This is a genomic window from Leptotrichia shahii, from assembly GCF_008327825.1.
In the GTDB taxonomy this organism is placed as follows: domain Bacteria; phylum Fusobacteriota; class Fusobacteriia; order Fusobacteriales; family Leptotrichiaceae; genus Leptotrichia; species Leptotrichia shahii.
Genome location: NZ_AP019827.1, coordinates 1,172,747 through 1,186,705, shown reverse-complemented (window position 1 = coordinate 1,186,705; position 13,959 = coordinate 1,172,747). Strand labels below are relative to the sequence as shown.

14 protein-coding genes are annotated in these 13,959 nt (G+C 29.2%); 11 read left to right on the top strand and 3 right to left on the bottom strand.

The window, feature by feature from the left end; all coding sequences use genetic code 11:
• Positions 1-266 precede the first annotated feature (266 nt).
• Complete coding sequence (locus F1564_RS05560; RefSeq protein ID WP_018449903.1) at positions 267-1,178, bottom strand: DUF4431 domain-containing protein; 912 nt, start codon at positions 1,176-1,178, stop codon at positions 267-269.
• Positions 1,179-1,941: 763 nt separating this feature from the next.
• Here F1564_RS05560 and F1564_RS05555 point away from each other — a divergent pair.
• Positions 1,942-2,931, top strand: a complete 990-nt coding sequence (locus F1564_RS05555) for a Gfo/Idh/MocA family protein (RefSeq protein WP_018449904.1) — start codon at positions 1,942-1,944, stop codon at positions 2,929-2,931.
• Between the two features lie 228 nt (positions 2,932-3,159).
• Here F1564_RS05555 and F1564_RS05550 read toward each other — a convergent pair whose 3' ends face one another.
• Positions 3,160-4,548, bottom strand: coding sequence for an MATE family efflux transporter (locus F1564_RS05550; protein WP_018449906.1), 1,389 nt, complete (start codon positions 4,546-4,548; stop codon positions 3,160-3,162).
• A 322-nt stretch (positions 4,549-4,870) separates the two neighbouring features.
• Here F1564_RS05550 and F1564_RS05545 point away from each other — a divergent pair, with 322 nt between their 5' ends.
• The 10 genes from F1564_RS05545 (at position 4,871) to F1564_RS05500 (ending at position 13,101) form a co-directional block, all read left to right on the top strand.
• A complete protein-coding gene (locus F1564_RS05545; protein WP_018449907.1) occupies positions 4,871-5,128 on the top strand; it encodes a type II toxin-antitoxin system Phd/YefM family antitoxin in 258 nt (85 codons plus the stop codon).
• Entirely contained in the window at positions 5,128-5,385 is a 258-nt protein-coding gene (locus F1564_RS05540) for a Txe/YoeB family addiction module toxin (protein ID WP_018449908.1), read from the top strand. The genes F1564_RS05545 and F1564_RS05540 overlap by 1 nt, the downstream gene beginning before the upstream one ends.
• 251 nt (positions 5,386-5,636) lie before the next feature.
• Entirely contained in the window at positions 5,637-6,596 is a 960-nt protein-coding gene (locus tag F1564_RS05535; protein ID WP_018449909.1) for a tetratricopeptide repeat protein, read from the top strand.
• 301 nt (positions 6,597-6,897) lie between these two features.
• Positions 6,898-8,271, top strand: coding sequence for an FAD-dependent oxidoreductase (locus tag F1564_RS05530; protein ID WP_018449911.1), 1,374 nt, complete (start codon positions 6,898-6,900; stop codon positions 8,269-8,271).
• Between the two features lie 527 nt (positions 8,272-8,798).
• The gene (locus F1564_RS05525; protein ID WP_018449912.1) at positions 8,799-9,020 is read left to right on the top strand and encodes a DUF896 domain-containing protein; all 222 of its coding nucleotides are present in this window, start codon (positions 8,799-8,801) and stop codon (positions 9,018-9,020) included.
• Between the two features lie 39 nt (positions 9,021-9,059).
• Positions 9,060-9,716 (top strand): HAD family hydrolase, encoded by a 657-nt coding sequence (locus tag F1564_RS05520; protein WP_018449913.1) that lies wholly within the window; start codon positions 9,060-9,062, stop codon positions 9,714-9,716.
• Between the two features lie 256 nt (positions 9,717-9,972).
• Positions 9,973-10,713, top strand: a complete 741-nt coding sequence (locus tag F1564_RS05515; RefSeq protein ID WP_018449914.1) for an HAD family hydrolase — start codon at positions 9,973-9,975, stop codon at positions 10,711-10,713.
• Positions 10,714-10,880: 167 nt separating this feature from the next.
• Positions 10,881-11,849, top strand: coding sequence for an NAD(P)-dependent oxidoreductase (locus tag F1564_RS05510; RefSeq protein WP_018449915.1), 969 nt, complete (start codon positions 10,881-10,883; stop codon positions 11,847-11,849).
• A gap of 34 nt (positions 11,850-11,883) precedes the next feature.
• Positions 11,884-12,528, top strand: a complete 645-nt coding sequence (locus F1564_RS05505) for an HIRAN domain-containing protein (RefSeq protein ID WP_018449916.1) — start codon at positions 11,884-11,886, stop codon at positions 12,526-12,528.
• A 135-nt stretch (positions 12,529-12,663) separates the two neighbouring features.
• Positions 12,664-13,101 (top strand): hypothetical protein, encoded by a 438-nt coding sequence (locus F1564_RS05500; protein ID WP_018449917.1) that lies wholly within the window; start codon positions 12,664-12,666, stop codon positions 13,099-13,101.
• 379 nt (positions 13,102-13,480) lie between these two features.
• On the opposite strand, the gene F1564_RS05495 is transcribed toward F1564_RS05500, so the two are convergent.
• Positions 13,481-13,945, bottom strand: a complete 465-nt coding sequence (locus F1564_RS05495; protein WP_018449919.1) for an RpiB/LacA/LacB family sugar-phosphate isomerase — start codon at positions 13,943-13,945, stop codon at positions 13,481-13,483.
• Positions 13,946-13,959: the final 14 nt, after the last annotated feature.

The window sequence follows — 13,959 nt, the reverse complement described above, 5'->3', positions numbered from 1 at the left end:
ACTCTCAAAAAAACTCCCAAAAAATTTTAATAATTTTGATTTGTAATTATAGCAATTTTTACTCTTCTGTTTTAAGCTGTTCCAGTTTTTTCAAATTATTTACGAAGATTGTTTGCTTCAGTAATTATGTGAAGTTATTCTTGAATTTGAAATACCTTGTGATTTAAGGTAAGATTAATAGATTGTTAATTCAGTCGTACAAGAAAACTGCTGTTAATAATGATAACAGAATAATTGTTAATATTTTTTATATTAACTTTTCATGATTAATTTAAAAAATTTATATTTGAAGCCAAAATTAAAACTTGAGTGTAATGATGTCCTGTGTGCGAATGAAATAACTCACCAGTAATTTGTACCCTTTTTCCTAAAACATCTTTATTGAATAAAGAAAGTGTCGCATTTCCCATTAATTGAATTTCCTGTACATTTGTTTCAGTTGGGCTATCTTCAGCATCTCCGATTACTGTAATAGGTGTGCTTAATCTTAATAAGAATATCTCTGTTGTTTGATATTTTCTGTGTATAAGCGTTCCAACAAGTGTAATTGAAGAACTGTAATAGTATTGTGACTTGTTAGGAGTTATAATAACAGGTTGTCGTCTTTGCTCTTTTTCTTGACCATTATTTTTTTTCTGTCTTATCCTTGCAATATTGGCGTCTGAAACAGCATCACTTTCCACTACTAATTTCCAGCTGCCATTAACATTTTCAAAAGTTAGATATGATGGGTATTCTTTTGTCTCACGCTTTGTAGACACTTCCTTAACAAATTTTGCTAGCATTTTGTTATCAGAAAGTCGTGTAACTATAATGTCGCCCACTATTCTTTGACTATAAACAGGATTTTTTTGAAAAAACCTTTTCTGATCTGCAATGTAATAATTTCTAGAAACTAAAGACTGATAATAGTCAATCTTATCTCCCAATATTCTTTCCAAAGTGTTAAAATCAGCATTACTGGAAGCTGTATTCCATATAGTGACCATATTTTTTATCTCTTCTTCAGTACTTTTTTCATTATTAGCAGTGCTTTTTTCATTGTTAGTTTTTTTTATATTTTCATTATTATTACTAAATTTGTTAGAATTAGCCAAATTATCTGAATTAGCGACATCTTCATTTTTCCCGCATGATAGTAGTAATAAAAATATTATGAAAAATATAATTTTTTTCATTTCATCAATCCTCCTTATTTTTTTATTACATAGTTATTTGTAAAAGTCTAAAAATTATGACAAGCACAGTATTTCTTTATTGAATGTTCCAATTTTTTTTCTCTAATAAGGGATTTTACCTTTTTGGAATTATAAGTACATCTGTTATTCATTTTTTATGTCTTTTGCTTTTACAATCACTTGTTTTTATTACACATAAAATTATATATTTTAATATTATTATAGCCTATAAAATGAAAAAATGGCATAGCTAATTGAATTTATTTTTTATTATTAGGTAGAAATAATTGATAATCTTGAATTTCGAGTTATAATAATAGAACTGTTAAACCTAGAATTTAACAAAATAAAAATATTTTGAAAAAAGGAGTCTTGCCCCCTTGTAGAGATAAAAAACATATCTAATGAGATTTAAATAACGTAAAGGAATGATAAGAATGACTGGAAAATTTAACAAATTATTTGAAAAAGTAAAATTTCTTAATGAAGCAATTACTAAATAGAGATTTGTAATGTCAGTAATGGTTCTTAATAGTTTGAGATATGAAGGGAATATGGATGAAAACTTGGTTATTTATTTATTGCTGAATAATTATCAAAAAAGCTGAATATTAACAGTAAAATTGTAAGAATAGCAATAAAAGATTAAATAACTTATTTATTAAATTATTACTATTCTTTTCTTGACTTTAATATGCAATGAGGGTATAATTTATTAACTAAAAATTAATATAGTATATTTTTTTTGAAAGAGGGTAGAAATATGGGAGAAAAAATAGAAAAAGAATTAAAATGGGCTGTGCTGGGGACTGGCATAATTGCAAATGAGATGGCACAGGCTCTTGAAAAAATGGGGAAAAAACTTTATGCAGTAGCAAACAGGACACATAGCAAGGCTGTGGAATTTGCAGAGAAATACGGAGTTCAAAAAGTTTATGATAAAATAGAAGATATGTTTACAGATGAGAAAACTGATATAATCTACATTACAACACCCCATAATACGCATATAAAGTTTATGATTGAAGCACTTAAAAATAGGAAGCACGTATTATGTGAAAAATCAATTACATTAAATAGCGAAGAACTTGAAGAAGCAGTAAAAATTGCAAAGGAAAAAAATCTTATTCTTGGAGAAGCAATGACAATTTTCAATATGCCACTTTATACTAAACTTTTAGAAATTGTAAACTCAGGTAAACTGGGGGATGTGAAAATGATACAGGTTAATTTTGGAAGTTACAAGGAATATGATATGAATAACAGATTTTTCAACAGGAATCTGGCAGGAGGGGCATTGCTTGATATAGGAGTTTATGCTATTTCTATCGCAAGGCTGTTTATGACTTCAAAACCAGATAATGTACTTTCACAGGTGAAGTATGCACCAACTGGAGTAGATGAACAGGCAAGTATAATTATGATGAATAAGGAACAGCAAATGTCAACAATAGCACTTACACTTCACTCAAAACAGCCAAAAAGAGTTGTAATTGCATGTGAGAAAGCATATATTGAAATTACTGAATACCCAAGGGCTGATAAGGCTAAAATAGTTTATACTGAAACTGGCGAAGTTGAAGAAATTACAGCAGGAATGACATCAAATGCACTTCAGTATGAACTTCAGAATATGGAAGAGTCTGTAAAAACAGGAATTAATAAAATGAAACTGGAATATACGATAGATATTATGGATATTATGACAAAATTACGTAAGGAATGGGGAATGACTTATCCTGAAGAAGAATAGTGAATGAAAATATTCATGAAAATGATTCACACGTAAGAGAAATAAATGAAGAAATAAAAGAATATAAACCAAGTTTTATAGAAAATAGATTATAAGTTTGAAGGTATGAGTAAAAAGTGAAATATTAAAAAGGGCATTTTTTACATATAAGTAAATGTAATATTTGCCCTTTTTGGTTATTATTGTTCTAGAATCCCCTTGTCCTTATCTTTGAAAATATGTAATTTTTTAATAAGTTTCATCTTTTTTTGGAATTTTTTTCATTTCACCTTTCAAAACAATAACCGACACTGCAAAAGCTATGAAATCTGCTATTGGGAATGCAAACATAATTCCGTCAACTCCCATAAAATGCGGTAAAATTATCAGCAATGGCAAAAGTGATATAATTTGTCTTACAAGTGATAGAAAAGCTCCTTGGGAAGCCTTTCCAATGGAAGTTAAAAACATTGTAATCGCACCTTGAATACCGTTTAGGAATATAAAGAATAAAAAGACTCTCATATACTTTGTTCCGTATTTAAAATATAAATTGCTTCCTTTACCAAAAATAGAGATTATTTGGATTGGGAAAATTTGAAATACCGCAAATGAAACCAATGAAATAATAAATGCCACTTTTAATGTTAGTTTTAGTATTTCCCAAACTCTGCTATATTTTTTTGCACCATAATTAAATCCTGCGATGGGCTGTGCCCCTTGGGTTAATCCTAAAAGGATTGCTATGAATATAACATTTATTTTCATAACGATTCCAGCCACGGCAATAGGGATTTCACTTCCATAAATAGAGTTTGCACCGTATACTTTCAGTAAATTATTTGTCACAATTTGAATGATTAACGCAGAACATTGGAAAATAAAAGGTGATGTTCCTAATGCAAACAAAATTCCAATTTCTCGTATTTTTATCTTAAAATCCTTCAATTCAAATTTTACACTTTTAAATCTAAAAAAATATAATCCTAGCATAACTGCTGAGATAAATTGCCCAATTACAGTCGCCCAAGCGGCACCATCCATTCCCATATCAAATCCAAACATAAACAGCGGGTCAAGAATAGTATTTGTAACTGCTCCAATAACTATTGCAAGCATTGAATAAAAGGCGTTTCCATCAGCTCTTACCATAGGATTTGCTCCTATTGAAAATAGTAAAAAAGGTATCCCAAGAGATGTAATCTGAGTATATTCAATCGCATAATTAAAAATTTGATCGGTAGCTCCAAATGCCGTCAACATTGATTTTAAAAAAATATTAATTAATATACACAAAATAACACCACTTAAAAGTAGTATTGTAGCCGCAGTTCCAGCCACACTTTTTGCCCTTTTTGGACGCTTTCTTCCCAATTCTAAATTAAAATTAGTCGCAGCTCCAACTCCAGTCATAAGCCCAATCGCAAGACAAATCGTCGTAAGCGGAAAAGCCACATTTGTAGCCGCATTCCCAAGAAACCCAATTTTTTGTCCAATAAAAATCTGATCCACAACATTGTAAAGAGCATTAACCAAGTTAGCAATGATAGCAGGAACCGCAAGTGAAATCAGCAATTTTCCAACAGGTTCTGTACCAAATTTAGTTTTTCGTTCATTTATTGCTTTCGTTTTTCCCATTTTTCCTTCCTTTCAAAAATTTTTAAATATGATAAAATTCTCTCTAATAAAAAGAGAAAAAATTTTTGGTAACAAGAAAACTGAGAAAAAATCCCAGTTTTAAGCCATCATATTAGTATGGTAAAAAATAATATCTTAAGAGTATTTTACTACATTTGGTAAAGGTTTTCAAATTTTTTTATTTAGTGTAGAACAGAATATTATGGTGAATTTTAGAATAAAAGAATTTATTGTAATGTAAACTGACTTTAGAAATAAAAAATGATATAAAACATGTAGATTTTTTGTCAAAAATATTGTACAATAAGTAGAGGTGATTAGTATGATAGCTACAAATTATTCAAATGTAAGAAATAATTTAAAAAAATATTGTGATAAGGCAACTGATGATTATGAAACAGTCATTATAACAAGAAAAAACGATAAAAATGTGGTGCTGATGAGTGAAGAGGAGTATAACAATTTGATGGAAAATTTTTACATCATGTCAAATAAGAAATATTATAATGAACTGTTAAAAAGAAAAGAAGAAGTAGAGGCGGGAAATGTACAAATACATGATATAATTGAGGTGGAATAATGAATCTGATTTGGAATAATGAGGCTTGGGAAGAATATCTCCAATGGCAGAAACAGGATAAAAAAATAGTCAAAAAAATAAATGAAATAATAAAAGACATCAAAAGAAACGGCAATGAAGGAATAGGAAAGCCTGAGCCTTTAAAGCATGAACTGAGTGGATATTGGAGCAGAAGAATTACAGATAAGCACAGGTTTATATATAAACTGACAGAAACAAGTATAGTAGTTATCGCCTGTGCAAATCATTATAAATAATGGAAATTATGAGAAAATAAAGAATAATAAAAAAGACGTCTTTAAAATTAAGAAAAAATCTTAGTTTAAGAAGTCTTTTTTTATTTTTTTGAAATTTATATAACAAAATTTGTAAATATTATTGTGTAGGGTCATTTTGAAGAAAGATTTTATTTAAAGAAAATTTATGAAAAAAATAGGGTATAATATTACTACTTAAAATTAGAAATATAAATTTTGTTAATATTGAAAAAATATAGAAAGGACAAGTTATGAAAAAGATAATTTTAATTTTGGTAAGTGTATTATTTTTAGTGAGCTGTAGTGGGAATATTCCTTTCTCGGAGGAGGAAAAAGGAGCTTTAAAAAAGGCAAAAATGGAAATTGCTGAAATGAAGAAAAATCCAACAATGGCAGAAAAGGAAAGAATTTTGCAAAAGGGTAGAGAAGTTCAGAGAAAATATTTACGGATTGGGGTAGTGTATTTTAAAAGTGTGGAAAAGGACATTCCGATGACAGATTATTATCTGGCAAGAAACTATAGTGCGAGAGGAGAAAATGAAGAGGCACTGAAATGGGCAAGAAAAGGCTCGGATAGAGGAGTAAAGGAAGCAAGTGCATTTGCAGGGCAGATTTATGCTAATCAGAGAGATGAAATGAATGCAAGAAAATATTATATAAAAGCAATGGATCAGGGAGATTATAGGGAAGATACCTTGTTTAGAGTGTGGGTATATGGAGAAAGGAAAGAAATTGATAGCGAAGTGGTGGAAGCGTTTAAAAGAAATTTAAATAAAAATATTGAGGTAAAAAATACTTTGGCTTTTTATTATCAGAGGCATGATTGCTTTGATGAAGCTGAAAAACTCTACAAGGAGCTTGTTAATGAAAAATATCCGAATGCAGAAAGACTTTTAGGGGAACTTTATATGTCGAAAAAAGATTATGGCAAAGCTGAAGAATGGTTATTAAAAGAATCGGAAAAATTGTTTTCACATTCAGAAAACAATGTAAAATATATTGAAGAAAAAAGAGCAAGATTATTGCGTCTGTTAGCAAAAGTTTACGAAATGAAAGGAGATTATGGCAAGGCTGAAAATAACCTTTTAAAAGCAAAAGAACTTGCACATAAGGAACTTGCGTTAACGAGCTTGGCAGAGCTGTATGAAAAGCAAGGAAAATATAATCAAGCTATAAAAATAAATGAAGAATTGAAAGAGTTAAAAAAATAGAAATATCGAAAAGTTAAAATCTAGGAAGAATTAAAGAAGTGAGATTTATTTTAAAAGAGAAAAAAGTAATAAAAGGTTGTATTTTTGTTAAAGGTATTAAAAATATTATCGGATGTTTTTATATAAGAAGTAAGAAAAGCAAAATATTTAATAAAACTGGAATCAAAAAATAATAAAATTTGTAAACACAAATACTCTTGTTTTTTTACAAAAAATGTGGTATTCTTATAATATAAAAATTAATTTTATAATAAGTACAATTATGTAATTATAGTTGTATGAAATAGAAAGGATGAAGAAAATGAAAAAATATGATGCAGTAATAATTGGATTTGGAAAAGGTGGAAAAACTCTGGCAGGATTTTTGGCTGGGAAAGGTCAGAATGTCGCTTTGATTGAGAAATCGGACAAGATGTATGGAGGGACTTGTATAAATATTGGATGTATTCCTACGAAAAAGCTTGTTGACAGTACAAAAGTTCTTAAAAATAAAGGGTTAAATGGCATTGAAGAAAAAGAAAGATTTTATGAAGAAAGTATAAATAATAAAAATACACTGATTGGTGCATTGCGTGGAAAAAATTATGAAATGCTGGCTACAAAGGAAAATATTGATATTTACGATGGATTTGGAAGTTTTGCTTCAAAAAATGTAGTTAATATTGAAAGCAATGGTGAAAATGTTCAGATTGAAGGAGAAAAGATATTTATAAATACAGGTTCGACTACAATAATTCCTGGTATAAAAGGGCTTAAAGAAAGTAACCATGTGTATACAAGCACTTCGATTATGGAATTGAAGGAACTTCCTAAAAAATTGACTGTTTTAGGAGCAGGGTACATTGGACTGGAATTTGCTTCGATGTATGCTGATTTTGGGTCAGAAGTTACAGTGATTGATTTGGCACAAAGACTTATGCCTAGAGAAGATGAAGAAATTGCTGATAGGGCAAAGGCTATATTTGAGGCAAAAGGGGTTAAATTTTTACTGGAATCAAAAATTGAGGAAATTGTTGATAAAAATGGAAAAGGATATGTGCAAATTTTACAAGGAGCAAGTAAGATTGAAATTGAATCAGACGCAATTCTTGTGGCAATTGGAAGAAGACCTAATACAGAAGGACTTAATTTAGAAGCAGCAGGAGTAAAAACTGACGAAAAAGGTGCGGTTGTAGTTGATGAAACATTGAAAACAACAGCTGATAATATTTGGGCAATGGGAGATGTGAAAGGTGGACTTCAATTCACATATATTTCTCTTGATGACTTTAGAATAATAAGAGATAATCTTTACAATGGAGGAAATAGAACAGTAAATGACAGAAATGTAATTCCATATAGTGTATTCATAAATCCGCCATTATCAAGAGTTGGAATGACTGAAAGTGAAGCGATTGCCAAAGGATATGAAGTAAAAACAGGAAGACTTGAAGCAATGGCAATTCCAAAAGCAAAAATAGAAGGTGTAACAGATGGACTGCTTAAAGCAGTTATAGATGCAAAAACAGATAAAATACTGGGATGTACTTTATTATGCAACACTTCCCACGAAATGATAAACATCGTTGCAGCGGCTATGAAAGCTGAACAAAAATATACATTCCTAAAAGATATGATATTTACTCATCCAACAATGAGTGAGGCTTTGAATGATTTATTTGGAAGCGTGAAATAATAGTTCTTGTTTTGTTGAAAAAATTAGGCTAAATTTAAATAAAAATAGGAACAGATAATTGTAAAAATAAATCAAAAAATAAGAATAAATTAAAGGATTATGGAAATTTAGCATTATCTTTACTGGATATTACAAATATTGTTATATCGTATGTTGTCTTGATTACTTATGTAGTTTCAGCATTTTAAAAAATAAAAGATAGAACAATAAATAAAAACAAAAACTTTTTGCAAATGAAAATCACGGTTATTAAGATTAACTGTGATTTTTTGTTAAAAATTTATAAAACATATAAATGGGGAGAAATATTTTCTGAAAATTGTTGATAAATTATAGACGATAAAGTATAATAATATTGTTATATACTTTTTAGATTATGAAATTTCTGAAAAGATAAAAAAATAAGTACAACGCTAAAGGCTTAAATATAATTGAATTTTACTTTAATATGTTATGCCATATTTTAGATAAAATCAAGATGAAAATTAGAAATAAAAGTAATATTTTTAGAAAGGAAAATTAAAAAAATGGAAGACATTATAAAAAAAATAAATGAATTTTCAAAATTGGCACGTGAGAGAGAATTGACGGAAGAAGAGAAGAAAGAGCGAGAAAAATATAGAAAAATGTATATTGAAAAGTTTAAGGAAAGTGTGAGAGGGCATTTGGATAGCATTAAGGTTGTTAGAGTGGATGACGATGGGAATCCAATTGATGATGACGGGAATGTTATTGAACCTGAAGCGTAAAAAAATAAAGTAAATTAGGGAAGGAGTGAATAAAAATTTATGAAATATGATTTAGTTATATTTGATTTGGACGGGACGCTTATGGATACGTCAAAATCTATTACAAAGACTGTAAATTCAGCGATGGAAGAACTTGGGAAAAAGCAGTATTTTATTGATGAGTGTGTAAAATTTGTTGGTGGTGGAGTTTCAGGGCTTGCACGGAATATTTTGGAAAAAGAGAAATATGAGGATGTAACGAATGAGGAAATGGAAAAGGTTATAAGAAAATATTACGATATTTACTTTGACTATGGTGTCGAACCTTATGAAGGAATACCTGAATTGCTTGATTTTTTAGAGCAAAATGACGTGAAAAAAGGTATTGTAACAAACAAGGATCATGAAACAGCCTTGTCTGCTGTTGATAAAAAATTATCTAAATGGAAATTTGATGGGATATTTGGCTCAAATGAAAAGGAATATCCAAATAAGCCGAATCCTTATAATGTTGATAGAATGGCACAAAACTTAAATATTCCAAAAGAAAAAATATTATTTGTTGGAGATATGCTTGTGGACGTAAATACAGCTAAAAATGCTGGAATTGACATTGTTTACTGCAAATGGGGATTTGGCGAAGTAAAAGGCGAGGATGGAATTGAAGAAGATGTGAAGGTGTCTAGTGTTCAGGAGATTATGAAAAGAATAAAATAAATTTAAATTTTTTGGAGTAAAATAAACTGTAAAAAAATTTGATTTAGAAAAATAAAAAGCGGAATGTATTTTAAAATTTTTAATTAATTTCCGTTTTTTTATTATTCAGATACAGCACCAAAATAAATTGCTAAACAGTTAAAGTTAAATTATTTAGAATAGCAAATTATTTGATTTATTGAGGAAAATAAGGTAAAATATAGCATAATATATAAAATACATTGATGATAAATAAATTTAATTAGGGGGAATATAAGTGAAAGGAAATAAAACTAGAAATGTGGCGGCATTTTTTGATATCGATGGAACAATTTACAGAGATTCGCTGTTAATTGAACATTTTAAGATGCTTGTTCAGTATGAGTATATTGATATGATGACTTGGGAAGGGAAAGTTAAGGAAAAATTTTCCAAGTGGGAGAATAGAACTGGAGATTATGATGATTATTTAGATGAGCTTGTGCAGACTTATATGGAGGCATTGAAAAATTTTAGCAAGGAGGATATGGACTTTATTGCTAAAAGGGTGATGAAGTTAAAAGGTGATAAAGTTTATCGGTATACACGGGAAAGGTTGAAATATCACAAGGAGAAAGAGCATAAGGTTATAATTATTTCAGGAAGTCCAGATTTTCTTGTTAGTAAAATGGCTGAAAGATACGGCGTTGAAGATTACAGGGCTTCTATTTATGAAGTTAATGAAAATGGGATTTTTACAGGGAATGTCATTCCAATGTGGGATGCTAAAAGTAAGCAGAAGGCAATAGCAGACTTTTGTAAAAAGTATGACATTGATTTGAAAAAATCGTATGCCTATGGAGATACAACGGGAGATCTGACAATGTTTAAAAATGTAGGAAATGCCATCGCTATAAATCCAGCAAAAAAATTATTGCAAAAAATAAAGCGGGACAAGGAATTAAAGGAAAAAGTTATGATTGTTGTGGAAAGAAAGGATGTTATTTATAAATTGAAGGCAGATGTCAGCATTATATAGTATATTTGTTTTAAAATTTGAATTTGGGAAAATAAATATGAATTAGGTTATTATAAATAAAATTAAAAAGTTTATAGGATATATTCCATGAAAGTATAGTTTGGAATATAATCTGAGAAAACTGATTTTTTATTAAATAGTAAAATACTAAAAGAGGGATGATATTTATGAAAAAAAATTTAAAAATAGTGTATCTGGATAGAATTACAGCTGGACCAATTGATTTAAAGGAAAAGTTTGATAAATATGGTGAATATATTGAATATGAAGATACTGAAATAGGAAAAATTGATGAAAGAATAGAAGATGTGGATGTTGTAATAACAACTAGAATAAAACTTGGAAAAAAGCAGTTTGAGAAGGCTAAGAAACTTAAATTGATACTTATTACAGCGACTGGCTTTAATCATATTGATGTGAAAAGTGCGAATGAGTTTGGAATAAAGGTGGCAAATGTTTCAGGTTATTCGACTAATTCTGTTGCACAGCTGGCAATTACTTTTCTTTTAAATGAATTAACACCTGTTAATAAATATTTTGAGGAAGTAAAAAATGGTAAATGGATTGATATTGATGCTCCTGATTATCAGAAATATCCGATTGATGATGTGGAGGGGAAAATTTTAGGAATTGTGGGATTTGGAAATATTGGGAAAAAAGTTGCTCAGATGGCAGAAGCATTGGGAATGAAAGTAATGGTTGCTAAAAATAATGAAAAGGATTATAAAAAAGTTGAAGAGAATGGAGTTTTACGGTATGATTTGGATGAAGTTCTAGAAAAATGCGATGTTTTAACACTTCATATACCATTGACTAATTCAACACGAAATCTTATAAATCTTGAAAAAATGAAAAAAATGAAAAGGAGTGCTAGAATTTTGAATTTAGCACGAGGACCAGTTATAAATCAGGATGATCTGTATTTTGCATTAAAAAATAAAATAATAAAATCAGCAGCTATTGATGTAACGAGTGTTGAGCCAATTGAAAAAAATTCTAAATTATTTGAATTGGACAACATTGTAATTACTCCACACATTGCATGGAAGTCTGAAAAAAGTATGCTGGCACTTATGAATGATGTTGAAAAAAATTTGAAATTGTTTCTCGAAGGAAAGTTAGAAGGACTGAAATAAGGAATAAGAAGGTACAATAAAAGAGGTGAAAAAAATGTTGGTAAGTAATTTTAATGGGATAAAACTTGAATTTGATGGACTTTATTATGGAGGGAATTATGAAATCGAGGTTTTTGGGGATGGAAGATTTTATTATTCATATATTGAGAATACGTCGGTTGAACTGAAAAAGGGATCGTTTCAAATTAATCAGAAGGAAATCATGATTTTTGAAGAAATGATGGAATATTTTGAGCTTTTGAAAAATCAGAGAAATTATATGATAAATGAGTTTAATTTTGGAAATGGAGTGCTTGTCATTCAAAAGGATAATGGGCGGGAAGAAAAGATTAAGCTGGGGAAGGAAATGATGTTTGAATATGCAAAGACATTGATTGACAAATACACAAAGAAGTCAAGAAGACTGTTTTTGCTGGATACTTATTTAGAAGGGGCTAAATATATTAGAAATTTTGCTATTAAAATTAAAGATGAGGTTCAGATGGACTTATTTCGTGAATTTAACGGCATCTCTTTAAATGCAGTCGCTGTTTATAATTCTAGAAAGGAGAAAGTTGGATATTTGCCAAAAAGTCAATGTGAGATTATTGCTAGAATGATTGATGCGGGGAAAAAGTTTGTTGCTGTGCCCATTCCATTTGATGATGAAATTGCTCTTAAGGTTTATCTTGTAGATTAATTAATAAAAAATTAAAATTTTGGTTGACAAATAGATATTTTTGTTGTAAAATAATAACAGATAATTAAAATTAAATTAATTTAAAAAAATAGTGCTATTATTTAGTTGTCAAAAATAAAATGGGGGGAATAATTTATGGGATTCAGATTGAGCGTTAAAGGACAAGAAAATGAAATTTTGCTAGACAAGGAAAGTATTTTGGATGTAAAATACATTTCTGAAACGCCTGATGATTCAAATGCGAGAGCAACAGATCTAGGAGTAATTTTGGAAATAAGAGGGAAAATACTGGCTGCAGCAAGTGGAGATACGGAAGATGACACAAGAAAAGTTGCACAATGGTCATTAGTTCCATCAGAAGCAAGCGATGCCTATAGACAAGCAAGCCTTGAAATCATTTCAGCAGGACAGATGGTAAGAAAAATTGATATGACAAATGTATTTGTAGTTGATTATATCGAAGAATATGGAAATCAGGCTGGAACAGGGACTTTTTCATTAAAAATCAAACAGAAGAAGGAAAAAGTGAAGGAAGTTGCAATCGAAGGTGGATATGCAGCACAGGAAGCATAAATTAATTGATTTTATAGAATTAAAATTTGAAATATTTAAATTTAAAATAATAAAAAAAAGAAATAACAGTAAATTATTTTTGAACTTTGGAAAATTTTTGTAGATAAAATAAAAAATAGTCCCTTTTGTTGATAATAATTCAAGATTAGGGATTATTTTTATATGTTTAAATTTTTTTAATCAAATAGATCAAAATTAATACTAAACTCTGTTTAAAAATAGAAGCTATATTTTATATTATTTGCTAACAAGTGTTTTTTGATTCTTTTGCAAAGAAATTTATAACCAGTCTGTTGTTTAAATGGGAAACAGTATAAGTTTAAATTTCAGTAAAATAATAATTCTATTTTTAAAATTATTTTAAAAATGAAAATGCTGATTAAATGTCTTTTCTTATATGTCTTTCAGCAATTTCAATTACTTTTTCTACTCTATTTGTATATTTTTTTTCATTTATCAAATAATCAGTAGTCATCCATGTTTTTACAATTTCTTGTGCAATAGCAGAACCAATAATTTTTCCACCAAGGCAAAGTACGTTTGTATTTGAGTGAGAACGAGCTAAACTTGCACAAAATGGATCTTGACAAACAGCAGCATAAACACCGTAAATTTTATTTGCAATTAAAGCACTTCCATAGCCAACACCGTCTATAAAGATTCCTCTGTCAACTTCTTGTTTACTTACTGCAAGTGAAGCAGGATAGATAAAATCAGGCAAGTCACAAGATTCTTCACTAAAAGGTCCAAAATCTATAACTTCGTGCCCTTGTGATTCCAGCAATTCCTTAATTTCCTTTTTTAAATTAAATCCAGCATGATCTCCAGCCATTGCTATTTTCATAAAATCATCTCCTA